This is a genomic window from Arthrobacter sp. P1_B9 (genome assembly GCF_056406495.1).
In genome coordinates this window covers 1-21,952 of sequence record NZ_JBFUAA010000019.1, presented here as the reverse complement: position 1 = coordinate 21,952, position 21,952 = coordinate 1, and the positions used below count along the sequence as shown (strand labels likewise).

The 21,952-nt window shown below is 67.0% G+C and carries 20 protein-coding genes and 2 pseudogenes; 11 read left to right on the top strand and 11 right to left on the bottom strand.

The features are described 5' to 3' along the window. Positions 1-11: 11 nt before the first annotated feature. A complete protein-coding gene (gene hisD / locus AC1D1A_RS19470; RefSeq protein WP_374208246.1) occupies positions 12-1,364 on the top strand; it encodes a histidinol dehydrogenase in 1,353 nt (450 codons plus the stop codon). Positions 1,365-1,468: 104 nt separating this feature from the next. Further along, complete coding sequence (gene nrdR, locus AC1D1A_RS19465; RefSeq protein WP_028275865.1) at positions 1,469-1,972, top strand: transcriptional regulator NrdR; 504 nt, start codon at positions 1,469-1,471, stop codon at positions 1,970-1,972. Positions 1,973-2,168: 196 nt separating this feature from the next. On the opposite strand, the gene ppgK is transcribed toward nrdR, so the two are convergent. Together ppgK and map are read right to left on the bottom strand one after the other, a co-directional pair. Beyond that, positions 2,169-2,972, bottom strand: coding sequence for a polyphosphate--glucose phosphotransferase (ppgK, locus tag AC1D1A_RS19460; protein ID WP_223916650.1), 804 nt, complete (start codon positions 2,970-2,972; stop codon positions 2,169-2,171). Between the two features lie 98 nt (positions 2,973-3,070). After that, entirely contained in the window at positions 3,071-3,949 is an 879-nt protein-coding gene (gene map / locus AC1D1A_RS19455; RefSeq protein WP_476873069.1) for a type I methionyl aminopeptidase, read from the bottom strand. 117 nt (positions 3,950-4,066) lie between these two features. On the opposite strand from map, the gene AC1D1A_RS19450 reads away from it, so the two are divergent. Together AC1D1A_RS19450 and AC1D1A_RS19445 are read left to right on the top strand one after the other, a co-directional pair. After that, entirely contained in the window at positions 4,067-4,231 is a 165-nt protein-coding gene (locus AC1D1A_RS19450; RefSeq protein ID WP_018772367.1) for an SPOR domain-containing protein, read from the top strand. Between the two features lie 145 nt (positions 4,232-4,376). Further along, positions 4,377-6,422 (top strand): phage holin family protein, encoded by a 2,046-nt coding sequence (locus AC1D1A_RS19445; RefSeq protein ID WP_476948483.1) that lies wholly within the window; start codon positions 4,377-4,379, stop codon positions 6,420-6,422. A gap of 50 nt (positions 6,423-6,472) precedes the next feature. Here the strand turns inward: AC1D1A_RS19445 and AC1D1A_RS19440 are convergent, their stop codons facing one another. From AC1D1A_RS19440 to panB, 3 genes are all read right to left on the bottom strand, one after another. Beyond that, on the bottom strand, positions 6,473-7,231 hold the full coding sequence (locus tag AC1D1A_RS19440) for an MBL fold metallo-hydrolase (protein ID WP_476887866.1): 759 nt from the start codon (positions 7,229-7,231) through the stop codon (positions 6,473-6,475). Positions 7,232-7,254: 23 nt separating this feature from the next. Then, positions 7,255-7,644 carry an SHOCT domain-containing protein gene (locus AC1D1A_RS19435; protein WP_028275861.1) on the bottom strand — a complete coding sequence of 130 codons (390 nt, stop codon included), beginning with the start codon at positions 7,642-7,644 and terminating at the stop codon, positions 7,255-7,257. 205 nt (positions 7,645-7,849) lie between these two features. Further along, positions 7,850-8,815 carry a 3-methyl-2-oxobutanoate hydroxymethyltransferase gene (gene panB, locus AC1D1A_RS19430; protein ID WP_476850432.1) on the bottom strand — a complete coding sequence of 322 codons (966 nt, stop codon included), beginning with the start codon at positions 8,813-8,815 and terminating at the stop codon, positions 7,850-7,852. Between the two features lie 262 nt (positions 8,816-9,077). Between panB and glnA (AC1D1A_RS19425) the strand changes: the two genes are divergently transcribed. The 6 genes from glnA (AC1D1A_RS19425) to AC1D1A_RS19400 all read left to right on the top strand — a co-directional run bounded on the left by glnA (AC1D1A_RS19425) (position 9,078) and on the right by AC1D1A_RS19400 (position 15,454). Then, positions 9,078-10,418 (top strand): type I glutamate--ammonia ligase, encoded by a 1,341-nt coding sequence (gene glnA, locus AC1D1A_RS19425; protein ID WP_028275859.1) that lies wholly within the window; start codon positions 9,078-9,080, stop codon positions 10,416-10,418. Positions 10,419-10,427: 9 nt separating this feature from the next. Then, positions 10,428-13,439 (top strand): bifunctional [glutamine synthetase] adenylyltransferase/[glutamine synthetase]-adenylyl-L-tyrosine phosphorylase, encoded by a 3,012-nt coding sequence (locus tag AC1D1A_RS19420; protein ID WP_476948482.1) that lies wholly within the window; start codon positions 10,428-10,430, stop codon positions 13,437-13,439. 72 nt (positions 13,440-13,511) lie between these two features. After that, positions 13,512-13,928, top strand: a complete 417-nt coding sequence (locus AC1D1A_RS19415) for a VOC family protein (protein WP_026266248.1) — start codon at positions 13,512-13,514, stop codon at positions 13,926-13,928. Positions 13,929-13,976: 48 nt separating this feature from the next. Then, entirely contained in the window at positions 13,977-14,492 is a 516-nt protein-coding gene (locus tag AC1D1A_RS19410; RefSeq protein WP_476859841.1) for a GNAT family N-acetyltransferase, read from the top strand. A 25-nt stretch (positions 14,493-14,517) separates the two neighbouring features. Then, positions 14,518-15,210 (top strand): MBL fold metallo-hydrolase, encoded by a 693-nt coding sequence (locus AC1D1A_RS19405; protein ID WP_476948481.1) that lies wholly within the window; start codon positions 14,518-14,520, stop codon positions 15,208-15,210. Between the two features lie 43 nt (positions 15,211-15,253). Beyond that, positions 15,254-15,454: a transcriptional regulator gene (locus AC1D1A_RS19400; protein WP_079553982.1), complete on the top strand. Its 201-nt coding sequence runs from the start codon at positions 15,254-15,256 to the stop codon at positions 15,452-15,454. Positions 15,455-15,525: 71 nt separating this feature from the next. Here AC1D1A_RS19400 and AC1D1A_RS19395 read toward each other — a convergent pair whose 3' ends face one another. Continuing rightward, positions 15,526-17,151, bottom strand: a complete 1,626-nt coding sequence (locus AC1D1A_RS19395) for a hypothetical protein (protein WP_476948480.1) — start codon at positions 17,149-17,151, stop codon at positions 15,526-15,528. 250 nt (positions 17,152-17,401) lie between these two features. Next, complete coding sequence (gene glnA, locus AC1D1A_RS19390) at positions 17,402-18,826, bottom strand: type I glutamate--ammonia ligase (protein WP_018772378.1); 1,425 nt, start codon at positions 18,824-18,826, stop codon at positions 17,402-17,404. A gap of 284 nt (positions 18,827-19,110) precedes the next feature. Between glnA (AC1D1A_RS19390) and AC1D1A_RS19385 the strand changes: the two genes are divergently transcribed. Then, entirely contained in the window at positions 19,111-19,548 is a 438-nt protein-coding gene (locus tag AC1D1A_RS19385) for an RDD family protein (protein ID WP_476870588.1), read from the top strand. Between the two features lie 358 nt (positions 19,549-19,906). Here the strand turns inward: AC1D1A_RS19385 and AC1D1A_RS19380 are convergent, their stop codons facing one another. The 4 genes and pseudogenes from AC1D1A_RS19380 to AC1D1A_RS19365 form a co-directional block, all read right to left on the bottom strand. Next, positions 19,907-20,269, bottom strand: coding sequence for a DUF3817 domain-containing protein (locus AC1D1A_RS19380; RefSeq protein WP_476857752.1), 363 nt, complete (start codon positions 20,267-20,269; stop codon positions 19,907-19,909). Positions 20,270-20,499: 230 nt separating this feature from the next. After that, positions 20,500-21,249, bottom strand: a complete 750-nt coding sequence (locus AC1D1A_RS19375; RefSeq protein WP_243179470.1) for a DUF4191 domain-containing protein — start codon at positions 21,247-21,249, stop codon at positions 20,500-20,502. Positions 21,250-21,339: 90 nt separating this feature from the next. Then, positions 21,340-21,825 (bottom strand): annotated as a pseudogene (locus AC1D1A_RS19370) (lipoyl synthase); the annotation flags it as partial. A 2-nt stretch (positions 21,826-21,827) separates the two neighbouring features. Further along, positions 21,828-21,950, bottom strand: a pseudogene (locus AC1D1A_RS19365) (DUF4191 domain-containing protein); the annotation flags it as partial. Positions 21,951-21,952: the final 2 nt, after the last annotated feature.

Below are 21,952 nucleotides of genomic sequence, written 5' to 3'. Positions count from 1 at the left end.
CCGTGACCCCGATGACCGCCGCCCTTAACTTCCGCACGGTGGACGTGCGCGGTGCGCACCTGTCTCTCGCCGGACTCCGCGCAGCCGTGCCCCGGGCACAGTCCGGGACGATGGCCGACGCCGAGGGCAAGGTCCTGGATATCATCTCCGCAGTCCGCGCGCGGGGCTTCGGCGCACTGCGGGAGCTGGCGCTGGCTTTCGACGGCGTCGAGCAGACGCATCCCCGCGTCCCGGCCGAGGCGCTGCGAGCAGCCCTCGAGAACCTGGATCCCGCCGTCCGCGCGGCCCTGGAGGAGTCCATCAAGCGGGCCCGCGCCTTCGCCGACGCCCAGCGCCCGGCAAACATCGACGTCGAACTCGGCGAGGGCGCCGTCGTCAGCCAGAACTGGGTGCCGGTGGCGCGCGTGGGGCTCTATGTCCCCGGCGGCCTGGCCGTCTACCCGTCCTCGGTGATCATGAACGTGGTCCCGGCCCTGGCCGCCGGCGTCGAATCGATTGCCCTGGCCTCGCCGCCGCAAAAGAACTTCGGCGGCCTCCCGCACCCCACGATCCTGGCTGCGGCCTGCCTGCTGGGCATCGAGGAGGTCTACGCGATCGGCGGGGCGCAGGCCATTGCGGCCTTCGCCTACGGCATCCCGGCCGACGCGTCCGACGGCGGCCACCTCCCCGGGATCGACCCCGTGGATGTCGTCACCGGTCCGGGCAATATCTTCGTGGCCACCGCCAAGCGCCTGGTCAAAGGGGTTGTCGGGATCGATTCCGAGGCCGGCACCACGGAGATCGCGATCCTCGCGGACGCCACCGCCAGTCCTGCCCTCGTGGCCGCTGACCTCATCAGCCAGGCCGAGCACGACCCCAAGGCTGCATCGGTGCTGTTCACCGACTCCGAGGCCCTCGCCGCAGAGGTCCGCGTGGAGCTTGAGCGGCAGGCCGCTGCCACCAAGCACTCCAGCCGCGTCCGCGAGGCGCTCTCGGGCCCGCAGTCCGGGGTGGTGCTGGTCGAGGACCTGGAGCAGGGCATTGCCGCCTGCGACGCGTACGCCGCGGAACACCTTGAGATCATGACCGCCGACGCCGCCCGGGTGGCCGGCCGGATCCGCAGCGCCGGTGCGATCTTCGTGGGGGACTACAGCCCCGTGAGCCTGGGGGACTATTGCGCCGGCTCCAACCACGTGCTGCCCACCAGCGGCACCGCGGCCTTCTCCTCCGGACTGAATGTGACCACGTTCCTGCGCGCCATCCAGGTCATCAACTACAGCCGGGCCGCGTTGGAGCAGGTCAGCGGCCATATCGTCAGCCTCTCCGGCGCGGAGGACCTGCCGGCGCATGGCGAGGCCGTCACGGTGCGGTTCGCCGCACGGTAGTTCCAGGACCCAGACCACTACATGTAGTAATTACAGGCTTGTTATTCAGCTACATCTAGTCGTAAACTGAGGTCACAGCGGATTGCGACAGGGGAGGAACCGACATGTATTGCCCGTTCTGCCGGAACCCTGATTCGCGCGTCGTGGACAGTCGGATCGCCGACGACGGCTCCGCCATCCGGCGCCGCCGGCAGTGCCCCGAATGCGGCCGCCGGTTCACCACCGTGGAAACCACGAGCCTGACCGTCATCAAGCGCTCCGGGGTCGGCGAGCCGTTCAGCCGCAGCAAGGTCATCAACGGCGTGCGCAAGGCCTGCCAGGGCCGCCCGGTCACCGAAGACGATCTCGCCTTGCTGGCGCAGGAAGTCGAGGAGGCGATCCGGGGCTCCGGCGCCGCCGAAATCGAGGCCCACGAAGTCGGGCTGGCGATCCTGGAGCCGCTGCAGCGTCTCGACGAGGTTGCCTACCTGCGGTTCGCCAGCGTCTACCAGGCCTTCGAATCGCTCGAGGACTTCGAATCGGCGATTTCCCTGCTTCGCCATGAGGCAGAGACCAAGGGCCGGGACGGCAAGAGCCCGGACAAGCGGCCGCTGCAGGCGCCGTCGTAAATGTCCTGATTGTCCTGGCGACTGCGTCCCAGGATCCACCACAGACTCCGGTGGTGGCAGCGGAGGGGAAGCCGCAGCCACCACCGGCTCTACGTCACCGCTCCACAAAGAAATTGAGCTATCACTCCGGGTCGTTCCCAGCGTTCAGAACGACCCGGAGTGATAGCTCAATTGGTTTTAATCCCGCGATGGGCCTTTATTTTGCCAGCTTGTGCTTGAGGGCAATCTCGATGGCCGCGCCCACGATCCCGGCGTCGTTCTTCAGCTCGGCCGGGACGATCGGCGTGCGCAGCTTCATGTGCGGCAGGTACTCGTCCGCACGCTTGGAGATGCCGCCGCCCACAATGAAGAGCTCGGGGGAAAACAGGAATTCCACGTGGGAGAAGTAGCGCTGCAGCAGGACGCTGTACTGTTCCCAGCTGAGGCCCTCGCGCTCACGGGCCACGGCCGAGGCCTTGGTCTCGGCGTCGAAGCCGTCAATCTCCAAGTGACCGAGTTCGGCGTTGGGAACCAGCTTGCCGTCGAAGATGAACGCCGAGCCGATGCCGGTGCCAAGGGTGATCACCAGCACCGTGCCGGCGACGCCCTCGCCGGCGCCGAAGCGGGCCTCGGCGAGTCCCGCGGCGTCGGCGTCATTGATGACCTCCACCGGGCGGCCGAGACGCGCCGTGAGCATGGCGTCGATGTCGGCTTCCAGCCACGACTTGTCCACATTCGCGGCCGAATGGACCACGCCGTGCTGGATGATGCCGGGGAAGGTCACGCCCACGGGGCTGCTGGCGTCGGGGGCATCGGAACGGGCAGAGAGCTCGGCGACAACCTGCGCGACGACTTCGGCCACCGACTCAGGAGTGGAGGGCTGCGGCGTCGGGAAGCGCACGCGGTCACCGATCAGCTTCCCCTTCTTCAGGTCCACGATCCCGCCCTTGATTCCGGTCCCACCGATGTCAATGCCGATCAGGGGGGCGTTTTTCTTCGACTTTTCGTCCTTCTTGGCCAATGTCGTTCCGTTCGTGGCAGGGGCGGGCTGTAGTGACCGGGCAGGGCCGGTGGTGAGAGAGCGGGGTGGTTACGGGAACTAGCGTGTGGAGCAGGCGGTCAGGGCAGCGTGAGGACCTCGGCACCGGACTCCGTCACGAGCAGGGTGTGCTCGAACTGGGCGGTGCGCTTGCGGTCGCGGGTCACGACGGTCCAGTCATCGGCCCACATGTCCCAGTCAACGGTGCCCAGGGTCAGCATCGGCTCGATCGTGAACACCATACCGGTTTCCATGGTGGTGTTGTATGCCGGGGCCGCGTCATAGTGCGGAATGATCAGCCCGGTGTGGAAGGCTTCGCCAACTCCGTGCCCGGTAAAGTCGCGGACCACGCCGTAGCCGAAGCGCTTTGCGTAGGACTCGATGGTACGGCCGATCACGTTGATTTCGCGTCCGGGAGCCACGGCCCGGACGGCGCGGGTCAGCGATTCCCGGGTGCGCTCGACGAGGAGGCGGGATTCCTCGTCGACGTCGCCGACCAGGAAGGTGTAGTTGGTGTCGCCATGGACGCCGCCGATGAAGGCCGTGATGTCGATGTTGAGGATGTCGCCGTCCCGGACCACCGTGCTGTCCGGGATCCCGTGGCAGATGACCTCGTTGAGGGACGAACACAGGGACTTCGGAAAGCCCCGGTATCCGAGGGTGGAGGGGTACGCGTTGTGGTCCAGCAGGAACTCATGGCCCACCCGGTCCAGCTGGTCGGTGGTGACGCCGGGTTCGATGTGCCTGCCGACCTCCACGATGGCCTGGGCGGCGATCTTGGAGGCGATCCGGATCTTCTCGATGGTCTCCGCCGACTTGACCTCGGAGCCTGTGAACTTCGCAGGAGCCGGCTTGCCCACATATTCCGGACGCGGGATGGACGGCGGCACGGGAAGCTGCGGGCTCACTGTCCCCGGGACCAGCGTGCCGATGGGTGCAGTTGAGGCTAGAGAAGGCATAGATTGATCATATAAGCCCCCGGGCTCGCCCCGGAAAATACAGCCCGGAAAAGACACCCCGGAAAAGACACCCCGGTAAAGACACCCGGACACGCTCCGGGCCATGAAGGAGCCCCGATGCCCGAATACTGGTACAACGTCAACACCCACGAGATCGAGGAAGACGCGATGTCCGACTGGAGCCAGCTGATCGGACCGTACAAGACCCGTGAGGAAGCCGAACACGCCCTGGAAAAGGTCAAGGCGCGCAATGAGGCTTGGGACAAGGACGAGGACGACTAGCCCGTACGGACCTGCTGCGCCCGCGGGAACGTCCCCCGGCGATCGCGGACCGGACACCGCGCAGGCTGACTGATTTTCTCCCGGCCCGTGATTCTCACCCTGTGAGGGTGGGTGCGAGCCGGTTGCCGACAGCCATACTGGGAAAATGCCGACGCGCGTTGCCCGCACCCGCGGCGCCCGAATATCAGACCTCGCCAGGCTGGCCCTTGCCTGGGCTGCCTCGACTGTAGCCCTCATTATCACCGGCGCCCTGCTGCCGGGGTTCTCGGCGGCCAGCTGGTGGTCATACGCCGCCGTGGCGGCGGCAGCCGGCCTCGTCGGCCTGGTCCTGCGCCCCGTGCTGGTGGAGATCTCGGCCAGGGTGGGCTGGGTGGCAGTACTTCTCACCGCCCTGGTGGGGCAGGCCCTGATCATGTACGTCGCCATCCGTCTGGTGCCCGGCATCGAGTCGACGCCGTTGACAGCCCTCGCCGCTACCTGGGTCAGTGCCGTGGTGGGCACGCTCATTTCGTGGGCCACCACAGCCGGAACCGATGACGGCCTCATCACCTCGCTGGCAGGACGGGCACGCCGGCAGGAAACGGTGACCGATCCGGAGGTGGACGGTGTCCTGTTCGTCCAGCTCGACGGGGTCCCCTTCCCGGTGCTGCAGTGGGCTATCCAGTCCGGGGGAGTGCCCCATCTCCGCCGCTGGCTGGCCTCGGGGGATTATCAGTTCCGTGAATGGACTCCCCAGCTGCCTTGCACGACGCCGGCGAGCCAGATGGGCATTCTGCACGGCACGGTCGCCGGGATCCCGGCCTTCCGGTGGTATGACCGTGAGCTCCAACGCGTCCTGGTGGCCAACCGTCCGGCAGACGCCCGGGTGATCGAGGACAGGCACAGCACCGGCCAAGGACTGCTCTGCGACGACGGCGTCTCCATCTCGAACCTGTTCACCGGTGACGCGCCCCGCTCGTTTTTGACGATGAGCCGGGTAGAGGTCCGGCGCGGCTCGACCCAAACCCGCCGGGCGTTCGCCTGGTTTTTTGCCACCCCGAACGGCTTCATGCGCAGCTTCACGCGGACCGTCGCCGAGATCTTCAAGGAGCGTTGGCAGGCCCGGAGACAGGTCAAACGTGACCTCAATCCGCGGGTGCGGCGGGACTGGACCTTCGCCCTGCTGCGGGCAGTCACCAACGGTCTGCTGCGGGACCTGAACACGGCGCTGGTGGCAGAGGAGCTGCGTCGCGGCACGAAGTGCATCTATGTCGACTACGTTGACTACGACGAGATCGCCCACCACGCAGGCATGTTCCGCCCCGAGTCGCTTGCAGCCCTGGATGGCTTGGACCGCACGCTCGGTGCCTTGGCCGAACTCGCCGGGTCCGCTCCCCGCCGCTACCGGCTGGTGGTGCTCTCGGACCACGGCCAGTCCCAGGGCACGCCGTTCGCGGACCGGTATGGCCAGGCGCTTGGTGATCTGTGCGCGGAACTGATGCAGGAACACGTTCAGAACGTGGACGCGTCCGTCGAGGGGCTCGGGCGCGCGGACTCCCTCGCCGGCGACGTTGCCTCTGGCGGATTGTCCGGGAAGCTCGCCGGCCGTGCCGACGAGGTGCTGACCAAGGCACAAGAGACGCCGGCACAGCAGACTTCCGGCCCAGGCGGCGCGGAGGATCCGGTGGTCGTGTTGGGCTCGGGCAACCTGGGCCTGGTGTACCTGCGCGGTGACCGGCGCCTGAGTCTCCAGGCCCTCGAGCATCGGTGGCCTGCCCTGGTCCCTGGCCTGGCGGGCCATCCCGGCGTCGGGTTCGTGGCCGGCATCGATGAGGAGGGCGGGGCGTGGGCGATCGGAAGCGGCGGGCGCGTCAATATCACCAGCGGGGCAGTGGAGGGCACCGACCCGCTGGCCGGTTTCGGGCCGCATGCGGCGCGGGTGCTGAATCTCGCGCTGATGCACCCCGAGGCGCCGGATCTCTATGTCAACAGCGCGGTGGATCCCGTGACCGGCGACGTTGCAGCATTCGAAGGCCTCGTCGGATCCCACGGGGGTCTGGGGGGTTGGCAGGACCGCGCCGTGCTGATGGGCCCGGCCGATCTCATGGCGGGGCTGCCCGAGCGGATCGAGGGTGCCGAGGAACTCCACCGGGTGCTGGTGGCGATGCTTGAGTCCTGTGGCCAGCGCACCACGACGGCGTCCCGCGGCTGAGCGACCAACGGGGGGATTTCCCGGGGCGGGTCCAATTCGAGGCCCTGGGCTTACGAGGGCGCGACCCAGGTCTGGCCGGGAGCGAGGACGACTGCCGTGCAGCCGGGAGCCTGTTCCGCCACGGCAGTGGCGAACCGGTGGCCGGGCCGCTCGAGCCAGCTCCGGGCAAAGTAGGTGACGAACGGAGGGTGCAGCGTCCCCCAGTGCACCGGCAGAGCGAACCTTGCGCCGCTCATCGCGACAGCCCGTGCGGCGGTCTCCGGAGTCAGGTGCCCCGCCGAGAGCCTCGGTCCCCACCCCCAGACCGGCACCAGGGCGACATCGATCGGCCCTCCGGCCATGGCGGGGAGCGCGGCCATCTCCGGGAACAAGCCCGTGTCACCCGCGATCCACACGATGCCCGACTGGCCGCGGACGAGCTGGCCATTGGCGTCGTTGGGCCGGTGCGGCATTGGCCGGCTGCGATGCTCGGCCGGCACCTGGCGAATCTGGACGCCGCTGCCTACCGGGGTCCAGCCGTCGCCCAAGGAAACTGTGTGCGCCAGCTTTCGGCGACGCAGCCAGGCCACGTTCGCCGGCGCGCTCATCAGCGGTGCCCCGGGCAGCATGCGCAGGGAGCGCAACTCGGCGTGGTCGTGGTGCAGGTGAGAGAGGAGCACCGCGTCCGGTCGGTCCCACGAGACCGGGTCCGGACGCGGTGCCAGGCGTCGGAGCAACCCGGCATGGGAACGGAGCAGCGGATCGGTGAGGATCCGAACCCCGTCGAGATCCAGAACCACCGTGGAGTGACCAAGCCAGGTGATTCTCATGTCGGGCGTAGCCCGTTTTCGTGTCAGGCCAAGGCCTTTGCCTTGAGGGAATCAAACTCGGTCTGGTTGATGGCTCCGGAATCAAGCAGCGCCCTGGCATCGGCGATCTGGCCGGCCGGGCTGGCCGTCGAGCCTGCGGCCTGCTTGATGTACTCCTGCTGGGCAGCCTGCTGCTGGGCCAGCATCTTCATCTGACGATCGGTCATGCTCCGGCCCCGGGCGATCAGGTAGATGAGGGCGCCGAGCCAGGGAACGAAGATCAGCAGGATAACCCAGCCGGCCTTGGCCCAGCCGCTGAGCTCGTGGTCGCTGAACAAGTCCATCAGGCAGCGGAACCACACCATCAGCGCAGCGATCCAGATGAAGAACCAGAAACTCCAGAGCAGAACGTCCCAGAAGCTATTCGTGTCCATCGATACTCCTCGAATCGTGTCCGCCGGAGCCTGACCTTACGCTTAGCGCATGAAACCGTCGGGGCCGGCGGAACATCTTGAGGTCCTAATGCGGACCTTATTGGTCAGCCTGCCCGCACCTGAGGCGCAACGCATCGCCCGTGAAGGATGAGGTCTTGCAAAAGAGGCCCCGGATCCGGGAGGTCAGGGGCCCGCTGGAGCGGAACTAGAAGGAGTGTTCCGGGCCGGGGAACTGGCCTGAGCGCACGTCGTCGCCGTAGGCTTTTGCGGCGTCACTGAGGGACGTGCGGAGGTCGGCGTATTGTTTGACGAATTTCGCCATCTTTCCGCCGCGCAAACCGGCCATGTCCTGCCACACCAGGACCTGTCCGGTGGTGGCGCTGCCGGCGCCGATGCCGACCGTGGGGACGTCGACGGCGGCATCCACGGCGGCTGCCGTGGCGGCCGGGACCATTTCCATGAGCACGCTGAACGCGCCGGCGTCGGCCAGCGCGACGGCGTCGTCGATCAACCGCTGGGCGTCATCGCCGCGGCCCTGGACGCGGTAGCCGCCGAGGGAGTGTTCGCTCTGCGGGGTGAAACCGATGTGCGCCATGACGGGGATGCCGGCCTGGACCATGGCGCGGACGGTCTCGGCGTAGAACTTTCCGCCTTCAATCTTGACGGCGTGGGCCAGGCCCTCTTTCAGGAACCGGACGCCGGTGGCAACCGCCTGCTGGGCCGAGACCTCGTAGCTGCCGAACGGCAGGTCAGCGACCACCAGGGCCCGCCGTGCGGAGCGGGCGACGGCGCGGCACAGCGGAAGGAGCTCGTCCACCGTCACGGGAAGGCTGGTTTCGTTGCCGAAGACGTTGTTGGAGGCCGAATCGCCGACCAGGAGCACCTCGATGCCTGCCTGGTCAAAGATTTCTGCGGTGTACTGGTCATACGCGGTGAGCATGGCGAAGCGCTCACCGTTGGCCTTGGCCGCCTGGAGATGATGCGTGCGGATCCTGGCCACCGGTTTCCGGGCCGCCTCCGCAGCCCCGCCGGTGCCGCCGTCGGCAGTCCCGCCTGTGCCACTGGCCGACGTGCCCGAAGAGGCGGCCGCTGAAGCCGCTGCCGGGCCGCTGCCGTAGGGGGCCGCAAGTTCTGCGGGCGTGCTGGAATCGGAGCTGTTACTTGAGGCCATGCCACGAGCGTAGTGCGAGACGAAGTGCCGCAGCTACCGCGGGTTGCCCCCGCCCGGCGTGAATCACGTCACACGGGTGGCCTGCGCGACGGCGCAATGCCCCCTCCCGCCGCGAATTCGTCCGGCTTTGTGTTAACGGTGTGTTACGCGGGGGTCCGGCTTCAGCAATCGGTGGCAATGCTTAGTAAAGTGAACCGTGAGCAGCCGCGGGGCCCATGTATGCCGGGCCCGGGGCGGATGGAAGAACCGGAAAGAGGCCAGTATGGACCGCCAGCAAGAGTTTGTCCTGCGGACGATCGAAGAGCGCGACGTGCGGTTTGTGCGCCTGTGGTTCACCGACGTCGTGGGATCGCTCAAGTCCGTGGCCCTGGCCCCGGCCGAGGTGGAAGGCGCCTTCGAGGAAGGACTCGGATTCGACGGTTCCTCGATCGAAGGCCTGGCCCGCGTCTTCGAATCCGACATGCTGGCCCAGCCGGATCCGGCCACGTTCCAGATCCTGCCGTGGCGCGGCGAGACCGAGGCCACATCGCGGATGTTCTGCGACATCCTGACGCCCGACGGCGAACCTTCCGCCGCGGACCCGCGCAACGTCCTCAAGCGCACCCTGGCCAAGGCCGCGGACATGGGCTTCACCTGCTACACCCACCCCGAGATCGAGTTCTACCTGCTCAAGTCCCAGGAGCCGGGCCCGGACGGATCACCCATCCCCGTGGACGAGGGCGGCTACTTCGACCACGTCCCGGGCGGCGTGGCCCAGGACTTCCGCCGGACCGCCGTGACCATGCTCGAATCGGTGGGCATCTCGGTGGAATTCAGCCACCACGAGGCAGGCCCGGGCCAGAACGAAATCGACCTGCGCTACGCCGACGCCCTGCAGACCGCGGATAACATCATGACGTTCCGCACGGTCATCAAGGAAGTCGCGCTGCAGCAGGGCACCTATGCCACCTTCATGCCCAAGCCCTTCACCGCCCACCCGGGTTCCGGCATGCACACCCACTTTTCCCTCTTCGAAGGGGACACCAACGCCTTCTACGAGGCCGGTTCCGAGTTCCAGCTTTCCGAGACGGCGCGCCAGTTCATCGCCGGCATCCTCAAGCACGCCCCCGAATTCACGGCCGTGACCAACCAGTTCGTCAACTCCTACAAGCGGCTCTGGGGCGGGGGAGAGGCACCGAGCTACCTGAGCTGGGGCCACAACAACCGCTCCGCCCTGGTCCGCGTCCCGCTGTACAAGCCCGGCAAGGGCCAGTCCGCGCGGATCGAATACCGTGGCATCGACTCCGCCGCTAACCCCTACCTGGCCTACGCCGTGCTGCTCGGTGCCGGCCTCAAGGGCATCGAGGAGGGCTACCAGCTCCCCGCGGCGGCGGAGGACGACATCTGGTCGCTGAGCTCGGCGGAACGCCGCGCCATGGGACACGACCCGCTGCCGGCCAGCCTGCACGACGCCATCCGGACCATGGAGGATTCCGAGCTCATGCCGCAGATCCTCGGCGAGCAGGTGTTCGAGCACTTCCTGCGCAACAAGCGTGCAGAATGGCAGGACTACCGCCTTCAGGTGACGCCCTACGAACTGCAGCGCAATCTCGGCATTCTGTAGGTTGCCCCGATGAGCCTGGCACGACGCCTCATTGCCGCCGGCTTCAGTGATCTCGACAAGGGCGAGCGGTTCCTGGCGGCCCGGGAACTGGAGGGACTCGACCAGGATGCCCTGTTCGCGGGGCTGCAGCTGGCGGCCAACCCGGACACGGCCCTGCAGTCCCTGGTCCGGCTGATCGAGAAGCACCCGGAACTGCGCAAGCTTGCCGTCGCAGACCCGGAAAGCAGCGAACCGCTGTACCGGGTCCTGGGGGCCTCCGAGGCGCTGGGCGAGTTCCTCATCCGCCACCCCGAACACCTCGATGCCTTCGACGTCCGGGTCAGTCCGGAACCGATGCCCGCGGACGCCGTGGCCCTGCGGACGCGCCTGCTGCAGTCGGTGCGGGCCGATCCCAAGTCTGCCCGGCCGGTGGCGGCCCTCAGCGGTCAGGAAGCCTACGCGGCCCTGCGCACCGCCTACCGGCGCGGGCTCGTGGAGCTCGCCATCAAGGACCTGTGCGCGGCCGATCCGCTGGACTTCATGCCGGCCGCGGGTGCGGAACTGGCGGATCTCGCCGGGGCTGCGCTCGAGGCGGCCCTCGCCGTGTCCCGGGCCGAGGCGGCGGAGAAGTTCGACGCCGCGGAGGTGGCCGACGTCGGCCTCGCCGTGATCGGCATGGGCAAGTGCGGTGCCCGCGAACTGAACTACATTTCCGACGTCGACGTCATCTACGTGATCGAGTCCGGCGCGCTGGAGGAGACCCGGGCCACGACCATCGGCACCGTCCTCGCCTCCGGGATCTCGCGCGCGATCATGTCCACGAGCCGCGAACCCGGGCTGTGGGAAGTCGATGCGAACCTCCGGCCCGAGGGCAAGTCGGGGCCGCTGGTCCGGACCCTCGCCTCGCACGAGAGCTATTACGCGCGCTGGGCCGAGAGCTGGGAATTCCAGGCCCTCCTGAAGGCCCGGACCATCGCCGGCGACACCGTCCTGGGGGCCCGCTACGAGGCAGCCCTGACGCCCCTGATCTGGTCTTCGGCCGGCCGGGAGGGCTTTGTCGAATCCGTCCGCGCCATGCGCCGCCGCGTCACCGAGCATATTCCGGCCGATGAGGAGCAGCGGCAGATCAAGCTGGGCCGCGGCGGGCTGCGCGACGTCGAATTCACCGTCCAGCTGCTGCAGCTCGTGCACGGCAAGTCGGATGAATCCTTGCGCTGCCGGGACACCACGTCGGCCATCGCCGCGCTCTCCGCCGGCGGGTATATCGGCCGTTCCGACGCCGCGGAGTTCGACCGCGACTACCGCTACCTGCGGCTGCTCGAACACCGGATCCAGCTGTTCCAGCTGCGCCGGACGCACCTCATGCCGGTGAACGAAGCGTCTTTGCGTTCCCTCGCCAAGGCGGTCCTGGGACCGTTCTCCGCCGAGCGGCCCAAGCCGGACGCTCTGGTCGCCGCATGGCGAAAAACCAAGCGCTCCGTGCGGGAACTCCACGAACGAATCTTCTACCGCCCCCTGCTCAATACCGTCGCCACCCTGAGCAGCGAAGAGGCACGCCTGACCCCGGAAGCCGCCCAGGGCCGCCTCGCCGCCCTCGGTTACCTCGATCCCCCCGGCGCCATGCGGCACATCGAGGCCCTCACCGCCGGCGTGAGCCGGCGCGCGGCACTCCAGCGCCAGCTCCTGCCCATCCTGCTGGACTGGCTCGCCGACGGCGTGGATCCCGACGCCGGGCTGCTCGCCTTCCGGCGGGTCAGCGAGGCCCTCGGCACAACGCACTGGTACCTGGGCATGCTCCGGGATTCGACGGCCGCGGCCGAGCGGCTCTGCCACGTGCTCGCCAACTCCCGGCTGATCGCGGACCTGCTGGAGGTTTCGCCCGAATCAGTGGCGTGGCTGGGCACGGACAAGGAACTGGTGCCGCTCAGCTTCGAATCCCAATGGCTTGAAATCACCTCGAAGATGTCCCGGCACGCGGACCCGGAGAGCGCCATGCGGCTGATCCGGCTGATCCGGCGCCGGGAAATCCTCCGGGTCGCCATCGCGGACAGCGCCGGGCTGCTGGACCAGGACCAGGTGGGGGAAGCCCTCGCTGACACGGACCGGGCCGCCGTGCTGGGGGCCCTGCGCGTGGCGGAGACAATCATCACCGCCGGGGAACCGCTGAAGACCCACGTGCTGGTGGTTGCGATGGGCCGTCAGGGCGGCCGGGAGATCGGCTACGGCTCGGACGCCGACGTCATGTACGTTCACCGCGGACTCCCCGGCGTGCCGGAAGAGGAGGCACAGGCTCAGGCCCTGCAGATCGTGGGCAAGCTCTCCAGCCTGCTGACCCAGCCGCTCAGACCGGCGATCCTGGCCGAGCGGGTACTCGCGGTGGACGCGGACCTGCGCCCCGAGGGCAAGAGCGGACCCATGGTGCGGTCTCTGGAGTCCTATGCCGAGTACTACCGCCGGTGGTCCCTGGTCTGGGAGTCCCAGGCGCTGCTGCGGGCGCGCCCCATGGCCGGCGACGACGCCCTGGCCGAGGATTTCGTGGCGCTGATCGACAACATCCGGTACCCCGGGTCTTTGTCTGACCAGGACGTCCGGGAGGTGCGGCGGGTCAAGGCCAGGGTCGAGGCGGAGCGCCTGCCGCGCGGCGCCGATCCCGCCCGTCACCTGAAGCTTGGCCGGGGCGGGTTGAGTGACGTCGAGTGGCTGGCCCAGCTGCTCCAGCTCCGGCACGCCGGCCGGCATCCGGAGCTGCGGACCACGTCCACGGTGGACGCGCTCGAGGCGGCCGCGGCCCTGGACCTGATGGACGCGGGGGACACCGTCATCCTCCTCCGGGCCTGGCGGCTGGCGAGCCGGATCCGTTCGGCCAACGTCATCTGGACCGGCCGGCCCTCGGACCTGCTGCCCTCGTCCCGCCGCGACCTTGAGGCGGTGGCCCGCTGGTGCGGCTACGGACAAGGCAACGCCGCGGCGCTGGAGGAGGACTACCTGCGGTTGAGCCGGCGCGCCCGGGCGGTCTTCGAGCGGGTCTTCTACGGCCAATAGCGCCCGGCGGCGGCCTGCCGGCTGCTGACAGGGCCTACTGACACATGCTGCGGGCGGTGCTACCTTGGGCCAATGGCCAGGCAACTTTTTGTGAACCTTCCCGTCCGGAATCTGGATAAGACCGTTGAATTCTTCACGGCGCTGGGATTTTCCTTCAACCCCGACTTCACCGATGAGAACGCCACCTGCATGATCGTCAACGACGGCGCGTACGTGATGCTGCTCGTCGAGTCCTACTTCAAGACCTTCACCTCGAAGTCCGTCGCCGCTACGGCCGGCACCGCCGAGGTGATCATGTCCTTCTCGCTGGAGAGCCGCGAAGCCGTGGACGAGGTCATCCGCACCGCCCTGACCTCCGGGGGCACGGCATCGGAGGAGGCCCAGGACTACGGCTTTATGTACACGCACAGCTTCCAGGACCCGGACGGGCACCTCTGGGAAGTCTTCTGGATGGATCCGGCCGGACCGCCCAAAGACGCTGCGCTGTAGCCCCTTTCCGCTAGGGGCGGGCGCCGCCGGCGCGGGTACGCTGTCTACATGTCTGGACATGTATGGCTGCTGCCTTTGAAGAATCTCGACGACGACGCCCGGGCCATCAAGCTTGGGGAGATCGCGCTGCTGGAGCTCGGCGCAGGGCAGCAGAAGTTCGTGGGGGACCCGCTGCGGATGATGCTGATCGGGCTCGAGGAAGAGTCCCGGCACCCGTTCGCCGTGGATGAGAACGGGGCCGCCGTGGGAGTCCTGACGCTCCAGGCTGGGGCGGCGACCCTCGCGGGCTGGCCAGAGGACCACACGGCCTGGCTCCTGCGCGGCTTCCTGATCGACCGGCGGCAGCAGGGCAAGGGCCTCGGCACCCTCGCCGCGGAGGCCGCCGTGCGGGAGGCCGCCAAACTGACGGCGGACCTCGGCAGCGGCCAGGCCGGCGTAGTACTCTCCGTCAACGAACTGAACCCCGGCGGCCAAGCCGCATACCGCAGGGCCGGATTCGAGGACCGCGGCCGCTACGAAGGCGGCGACGCCGGACCGCAACGCATCATGTACCGGGCATTCTGACCGAAAGCGCATCTTGACTGGGACGATGCGTGCCGCAGTATTGAACCAAGACCAGCCGCTGGAAAGGTGCATGATGGGTCACTCACAGATGCAGGTAGAACCGGTCATCCAGGAGCTCCACATCCCCGCCGGGCTGGCAGGGCCCGTTGAGTTGACGATGGACGTACGCTGTTTCCTTGTGCCGCACACCGGGGGATTGCTGTTAATCGATACGGGCCTCAAGGGCAGCGAGCATGCGATTGCGGCGGCCTTGGACCGTGTCGGAGCAGCATGGAGTGACATCACCGACGTCGTCCTCACCCATTGGCATCCGGACCATGTCGGCGGCCTCGGCGAAGTAGTGGAACGGAGCCCGTTGGCAGCGATCTGGGCGGGCGTGGCGGACGTTTCCCAGATTCCTTCCGCGGTGCCGCTGCGCCCGCTCGTGGAACGTGACAGGGTCCGCGATGTCCAGATCGTGCAGACGCCTGGCCATACCGCAGGACATATCAGCTTGCTGCATGACGACGGAATGCTGTTCGTAGGGGACGCTGTGGGGACAGCCGGAGGTGTGATGAGACGGGCGCCGGAGCAGTTTACAGCGGACTCTGCGCGGGCCGAAGAGTCGCTTCTAAAACTGAGTTTGCTGGAGCCGGACAGGATGCTCTTTTCCCACGGACCGGAGATCCCCGATCCCGTAGGGGAATTGCGCCGGCTTCTCGCCGTCAACGAGGGTTGACGCCTCTCCCGGTGTCAACTAACGTTGACGCCGGAGGTGCTTCGTGCAGACATTGATAGGTTCCATGGACGGCAAAGGGCCGGCCGAGGCGCTCTACGCCGTGGCGGAACTCCACAAAGAACTGGCGCGCACGGAAACCGAAGTGGTGCTGCGTGCCCGGCAGGCCGGACTGTCGTGGGAGGCCATTGCGGTGTGCCTTGGCGTCAGCAAGCAGGCCGTGCACAAGAAGTACGGAAAGCGCTGAGGTGCTGGAAAGCGCTGAACCAGAAGGCCGGCCCCAGGCCGCGGCCGGATGCCCGAGGTAACTCGCGGGTCCTAACTTCCCTTTCGGCCCACGAATCGGATCACCGAGGCACGCAGCGGTCGGATCACCCAGACCAGGCCCGCAACGATCAGCACACCGGCGATCGAGAAAAATAGCGGCAGCGGGTTTGAGCGGTCGGTACCGGCCACTTGCGCCGTGGCAACGGGAGGTCGGGGCGTGGATGGCGCTGCCGGGCTGGCCGTGGCAACCGGTGCCGGCTTCGCGGACGCGTCGTCGGCCGGGGCCGCTGCCTTGACCGGGCCGGCAGCATCGGCGACGTGCGACTCAGTTTGCAAGGCTGCCTGCGGCTGGACGAAACCAACGCTGGCACGCGCAGGAACGACGGTGTTTGCGGGGGCAATCCGGGTTGTTGGCTGGACTGCCTTGACCTGACGGATGGTCTGTTTCCCGGGCCGCGCCGGAGCGGGAGCTTGTCCGGCGGGAGCTTGTCCGGCTGGGGCGGGGGCGTGTTCTGCGGGGGCCTGTTCTGCGGGGGCCGGGCCGGGAGCGGGCTGATCGCCGCCGACCTCGCCGTTTCCTCCCGTGTCGCCGTCGACCTCGCCGCTTCCGCCCGTGTCGCCGTCGATCTCGCCGTTTCCGCCCGTGTCGCCGTCGATCTCGCCGTTTCCGCCCGTGTCGCCGTCGATCTCGCCGTTTCCGCCCGTGTCGCCGTCGATCTCGCCGCCCTCAACGATGTCGACGTATAGCGACGATTGGGTATTCGGCCCGTGTCCCTGAGCCGTTGCGGTAACCTGGGCCCGGATCCGATGGCCCTGGTCCGCGGCCACGACAGTGTAGGTGGGTGCGGTGGCCCCGGTGATCGGCTGGCCGTCCCGCTCCCACTGATAGAGGAGGGAAATCGGCTCACCGTCGGCATACCAGCCGCCGCTGCCCTCCACACTGAGAGTATCGCCGACCGTGGAGCCGCCAGAAAGCCACATTTCATCTGTGGGCTCGATATACCCGCGGGTAACGACCGTGGACGTGTTTGACTTCGATACGCTGCCTTGGCTTGGGCCGCCGCCGGTCACCTTGAGGGTAACCACTTTGCCCAGGTCGGCAGTCCTGATCTTGTAGCTGTCGGTGGTGGCTCCCTCGATGTCCACCCCATCGGCTTGCCACTGCAACGCCACAACGTCGGTGGACCAGGTGCCCAAATCGTCGACGTCCAACGAGAATCCGACCCTCGTCCAACCCGACACAGATGGAGCCTCGCCGGTAATGATGATGGCTGGCCGGGCCGTATACGCTGCGGTGTTGGTTGCACTGACCTTCGGGGACGGCAGGGTAGTCTCCACCCCATCCTTGAGCCCAGGGGCGGACCCAGTCACGCGCAGCGTTAGGGACCGGCCGTCGTCGGGCGCCGTGATCTCGTAAGTTTTGCCCTGGGCGCCGGGGATGTTGACCCCGTCGCGCAGCCACTGATACTTCAGCGTTTGCGCCCGTTCCCATTCGCCGGGATACGACGTGAGTGTCTGTCCTGCCTTGAGGATGCCAGTGAAGGTCGGGCGCTCCAACGCCCGGACCATGGTGCGGCCCGTGGCACCCTCGCCGAAGTCCCGGCACCTATGCCCGGTTGCGGAGTCCCAGCAGGCGACGGCCGCCTGGGCCGGGCCGGCGAAGCCGATAGTGGACAAGATAATAGCGGCGCCGACGGCTGAAGCCGCACGCGACAGAGTGCTTTTCAAATTTTCCCCCAAAATAGTGCCCTTCGCGTGACCGGGAAGGGACAAAGGGAAATGCTACAAGAAGGATGGCGCTCTATCGATGAATCAAGACCGACTTATGACGGATATTTCCGGGCAAGCAAAAGAGCCCGTCCGGGCTGCCATGTGTGGCAGACCGGACGGACTCTCCTGGCGCTGTGCGGTGCGTGGCCCCTTGGGACTAGACGCCGTAGTAGAGCTCGAACTCGTACGGGTTCGGGCGCAGCGAAAGCGGACGGATCTCGTTCTCGTACTTGTACTCGATCCAGGTGTCGATCAGGTCCTGGGTGAAGACGCCGCCGGCCTGCAGGAACTCGTTGTCCTCGGCCAGTGCATCCAGGGCCTCCTCGAGGGTGCCCGGAGCCTTGGGGATGTCCTTGGCTTCTTCGGCCGGGAGCTCGTAGAGGTCCTTGTCGATCGGAGCCGGGGGTTCGATCCGGTTACGGATGCCGTCGATGCCGGCCATCAGCTGGGCAGCGAACGCCAGGTACGGGTTGGAGGAGGGGTCCGGCGCGCGGAACTCGATGCGCTTGGCCTTCGGATTGGACCCCGTGATCGGGATACGGATACCGGCGGAGCGGTTGCCCTGCGAGTAAACCATGTTGACCGGGGCTTCGAAACCCTTGACCAGGCGGCGGTAGGAGTTCACCGTCGGGTTGGTGAAGGCCAGGACAGCGGAGGAGTGCTTCAGCAGGCCACCGATGTACCAGCGGGCGGTGTCGGACAGGCCGGCGTAGCCCTTCTCGTCGTAGAACAGCGGCTCGCCGCCGGTCCACAGCGACTGGTGGCAGTGCATGCCCGAGCCGTTGTCACCGAAGACAGGCTTCGGCATGAAGGTCACGGACTTGCCCCAGGCATCGGCGGTGTTCTTGATGACGTACTTGAACTTCTGCAGGTCATCAGCCGCGTGGGTCAGGGTGGTGAACTTGTAGTTGATTTCAGCCTGGCCGGCGGAGCCGACTTCGTGGTGGCTGCGCTCGACCTCAAGGCCGGCCTCGTCCAGGGCAACGCACATAGCGTCGCGCAGGTCGGCCTGCTTGTCGGTGGGGGAGACCGGGAAGTATCCGCCCTTGACCGGGGTCTTGTAGCCGAGGTTTCCGCCCTCTTCCTCACGGCCCGAGTTCCAGTGTGCTTCCTCGGAGTCGATCTTGTAGAAGCTGCCCTGCGGGGAAGACTGGTACTGGACGTTGTCGAAGACGAAGAACTCGGCCTCGGGAGCGAAGAAAGCGGTGTCGGCAATGCCGGTCGAAGCCAGGTAGGCCTCCGCCTTCTCGGCCACGCCGCGGGGATCGCGGTGGTACGGGTCACCGGTACGCGGGTTCACGATCGAGAAGTTCAGTGCAAGGGTCTTCTCCATGCGGAACGTGTCGATGAACGCCGTCGTGACGTCCGGGATGAGCTGCATGTCAGACTCGGCGATGCCCTGGAAGCCGCGGATCGAAGATCCGTCGAAAAGCTGGCCGTTGACGAAGAAGTCGGCGTCAACGCTCTTGGCAGGCACGTTGAAGTGCTGCTGAACGCCCGGGAGATCGGTGAAGCGGATATCGACGAATTTGATGTCTTCGTCCTTGATGAACTTGAGGACTTCGTCCGCAGTCTTGAACATCTATGCTCCTTACGCATATGAAAGATCTGGCCGTCAGGCACATTTGTCCAGCGCAGTCCAACAGCGGAGAAGGCAAAAAAGCTTCCCCGCTTCGCAGTCGCTAGCAACTGTTACCACCCTAAGGACAAGGGATTTCCCCGCAGTGTCCGCATTGTTTCGGGGAGGTTACAGAATGTCCTGACACGTAAACGCTAGTCGCCAGTCCACACTGTGGCCTATCTGGTCCACAATGTGACACCCTACCTCCCACACTATGGACAGGCCAGAGCCGATAAGCTTGGAGGGTGGTTGATCGCAAAGACATCGGTTCATGGCTCACCGGGCCGGACACATCCGGCATCTCCAGGTACCCGGGGGAGCGGCTCGGGTTGCCCGAGTCCGGGGCAGGGTCGATTGCCCGCGCCGGCCGGCGCATCCTGGCGATCTGCATTGACTGGGGCATCGCGATGTTGATCAGCAATTTCGCCTTCGGCGGCGACTCCTGGGCCACGCTTGCCGTGTTTGCCATCGAGCAGATCCTGCTGATCGGCACCCTCGGCTACGGCATCGGCCACCGGATCGTGGGAATCCACGTGGTCCGGCTGGGCGGCGGCCCGGCGGGTCCGCTCGCGGCCCTGGTGCGCACTCTGCTGCTGTGCCTCGTTATCCCTGCCGTCATCTTCGACCCGGACCAGCGCGGCCTCCACGACAAGGCCATGAATACGGTGCTCGTCCGGATGTAGCAATCCGCGGCCGGATGCGCGACGGCGGTGCCAGGCAACCAGGCGCGGCGGGCTCTCGTGCGTTTGCCGCAAATGGCCGCTGACCTCCCCGCATAGCGGCCATGTGCGTCAGATGGGCACAGCGATGTTGTCAGGGCTCGCCGGGCCTTCGTCCGTTTGCCACGAATGGCCGCTGACCTCCCCGTTTGGCGGCGGCCCCCCGTCCGGTTGCCACGAACGGCCGCTAACCGCCCCGTTTGGCGGCGGCCCCCGTCCGTTTGCCACGAATGGCCGCTACCCGCCCCGCATAGCGGCCATGTGCGTCAGATGGGCACAGCGATGGTGCCGGGGCGCACAGAAACCCGAGGTCCTCGGCGGACTAGACCCCCGCCGTCTCCTGGGCCGGCGTCGGCGCAGCCTCTCCCGACCGTTCCGTCAGGTATCCGTGGCGGCCGGCCCAGCGCTCAAACCACACCGTCGCGAAGGGGAAGACGGCGGAGAGCCCTGAGAGCAAGGCAATCCGGAACGGCCAGCGCAGCATTGCCCACAGGCTCAGTGCCGCAATCGCGTAGCCGATGAAGAAGGCCCCGTGGATCGGACCGGCAATCTCCACGCCGAGTTCCGTCGTCCGGGTGATCCATTTGAGCACCATGCCGAGCAACAGCGCGGCCCAGCTGAACGCTTCGGCGATCGCCAGCCCCCGGAAGATGCGGATCATCGTGGCGGTCGAGGGAAGTTTCATGCGTATCTCCTGAGTTCTTGCGTCCGTTTTCGCGGTGTCCGGTGTCGCTTTGTCCTGCACCCCGCGTCCGTTGTCCCGCGTCCGTTGTCCCGGGTCCGCTGGCCCGGCGCCGGGCGGGCCGACGTCGGGCAGTAAGAGAAACGCCCCGGCTGGCGGCCTGAGGCGGCCGTGAACCGGGGCGATTCTATACTGCGGGCAATTCCATCATGCGGTGCGTTACTGCCGCCCGACTAGCGTCCGCGGGTGGGACGGGCCTTGTAGGGATCGATGCCCTTCGGGATGGGCAGGCGGCCGCCAAGCGAGGAAATGCGCTTCGACACGGCGCTGACCTCGGTCTTGGTCAGTTCGCCCTTGAGCTTGTTCATCTTCCTGGCGATCTGGCTGAGCGGCACTTGGCCCTCGCCGCGGCCGCTTTCGATCACGTGGATGGTGACGTTGGGGAGGATGCGCGCAAGGCGCTTGCGCTCGGCGTCGACCAGCGGCTTGACCCGGTTGCTGGGGCCTTCGCTGACGAGCACGACGCCGGGACGGCCGATGGCGCGGAAGACGGCATCCTGCGTGCGGGGGTTCACGGCGACGGGCTGGTCCTCGGTGATCCAGCCGCGCTTGAGCGTGCCCAGCGCGGCACCTGACGCGCCGGGCTGGTTCTCGATCTGCGCGAACGCGGCGCGCTCGGCACGGCGGGACAGGATCAGCGTGGCCGCAAGGGCGCCCAGGGCGATGCCGATGATCAGGCCGGTGATCCAGTTGTCGAGCAGGAAACCGACCAGCAGGCTGAGGGCAACAACACCCAGGAACGCCAGCAACATGAGCCACGGAACCATGGGATCGTGGCGGCGGGTCATCTGGAAGACCTCGCCGATCTGCTTCAGCCGGCTCGGCTTCTTGGCCTTTGCTTCCTTGGGCTTACGGGAGAAAAGGCCGCGCTTCGGAGCTTCGGAAGCCGGGCTGGAGTTGCTGGGATCAGGGGAATTCGCCATAGTTCCTTAATTCTACGTGATGGACGGCCAAGGGCCGGCACCGGAGTCATCCGGTGCCGGCCCTTAAGTGGAAGGGTGTCAGAGCAGGGTTCAGGAATGTGCCGCGAGCAGCGAGCTGGCTTCCTGGCGGGTGCTTCCGGAGCTTTCGATGTGCGCGAGTTCGGCCGGGATTTCCCAGCCCTTCTTGCGCATCGCGGTGGCCCAGAGCCGGCCGGCGCGGTAGGAGGAACGCACCAGGGGCCCGGACATGACGCCGAGGAAGCCGATCTCGTCCGCCTCATTTTGCAGGTCGACGAATTCCTGCGGCTTGACCCAGCGGTCCACCGGCAGGTGCCGTTCGGAGGGGCGCAGGTACTGGGTGATGGTGATCAGGTCGCAGCCGGCCTCGTGCAGGTCCCGCAGCGCCTCGGAGATTTCCTCGCGGGTCTCGCCCATGCCGAGGATCAGGTTGGACTTGGTGACCATGCCGAGCTTGCGGCCCTGGGTGATGACGTCCAGGGAGCGCTCGTAGCGGAACGCCGGGCGGATCCGCTTGAAGATCCGGGGCACGGTTTCGACGTTGTGGGCGAAGACCTCGCGCCGATCTGCTTCAGCCGGCTCGGCTTCTTGGCCTTTGCTTCCTTGGGCTTACGGGAGAAAAGGCCGCGCTTCGGAGCTTCGGAAGCCGGGCTGGAGTTGCTGGGATCAGGGGAATTCGCCATAG

What these genes read in the sequence shown, in the direction of transcription:
- hisD (WP_374208246.1), top strand. Translation starts at nt 12, where the DNA reads ATGACCGCCGCCCTTAACTTCCGCACGGTGGACGTGCGCGGTGCGCAC.
- nrdR (WP_028275865.1), top strand. Translation starts at nt 1,469, where the DNA reads ATGTATTGCCCGTTCTGCCGGAACCCTGATTCGCGCGTCGTGGACAGT.
- map (WP_476873069.1), bottom strand. Translation starts at nt 3,949, where the DNA reads ATGCCTTCTCTAGCCTCAACTGCACCCATCGGCACGCTGGTCCCGGGG.
- AC1D1A_RS19450 (WP_018772367.1), top strand. Translation starts at nt 4,067, where the DNA reads ATGCCCGAATACTGGTACAACGTCAACACCCACGAGATCGAGGAAGAC.
- AC1D1A_RS19445 (WP_476948483.1), top strand. Translation starts at nt 4,377, where the DNA reads ATGCCGACGCGCGTTGCCCGCACCCGCGGCGCCCGAATATCAGACCTC.
- AC1D1A_RS19440 (WP_476887866.1), bottom strand. Translation starts at nt 7,231, where the DNA reads ATGAGAATCACCTGGCTTGGTCACTCCACGGTGGTTCTGGATCTCGAC.
- AC1D1A_RS19435 (WP_028275861.1), bottom strand. Translation starts at nt 7,644, where the DNA reads ATGGACACGAATAGCTTCTGGGACGTTCTGCTCTGGAGTTTCTGGTTC.
- panB (WP_476850432.1), bottom strand. Translation starts at nt 8,815, where the DNA reads ATGGCCTCAAGTAACAGCTCCGATTCCAGCACGCCCGCAGAACTTGCG.
- glnA (WP_028275859.1), top strand. Translation starts at nt 9,078, where the DNA reads ATGGACCGCCAGCAAGAGTTTGTCCTGCGGACGATCGAAGAGCGCGAC.
- AC1D1A_RS19420 (WP_476948482.1), top strand. Translation starts at nt 10,428, where the DNA reads ATGAGCCTGGCACGACGCCTCATTGCCGCCGGCTTCAGTGATCTCGAC.
- AC1D1A_RS19415 (WP_026266248.1), top strand. Translation starts at nt 13,512, where the DNA reads ATGGCCAGGCAACTTTTTGTGAACCTTCCCGTCCGGAATCTGGATAAG.
- AC1D1A_RS19410 (WP_476859841.1), top strand. Translation starts at nt 13,977, where the DNA reads ATGTCTGGACATGTATGGCTGCTGCCTTTGAAGAATCTCGACGACGAC.
- AC1D1A_RS19405 (WP_476948481.1), top strand. Translation starts at nt 14,518, where the DNA reads ATGCGTGCCGCAGTATTGAACCAAGACCAGCCGCTGGAAAGGTGCATG.
- glnA (WP_018772378.1), bottom strand. Translation starts at nt 18,826, where the DNA reads ATGTTCAAGACTGCGGACGAAGTCCTCAAGTTCATCAAGGACGAAGAC.
- AC1D1A_RS19380 (WP_476857752.1), bottom strand. Translation starts at nt 20,269, where the DNA reads ATGAAACTTCCCTCGACCGCCACGATGATCCGCATCTTCCGGGGGCTG.
- AC1D1A_RS19375 (WP_243179470.1), bottom strand. Translation starts at nt 21,249, where the DNA reads ATGGCGAATTCCCCTGATCCCAGCAACTCCAGCCCGGCTTCCGAAGCT.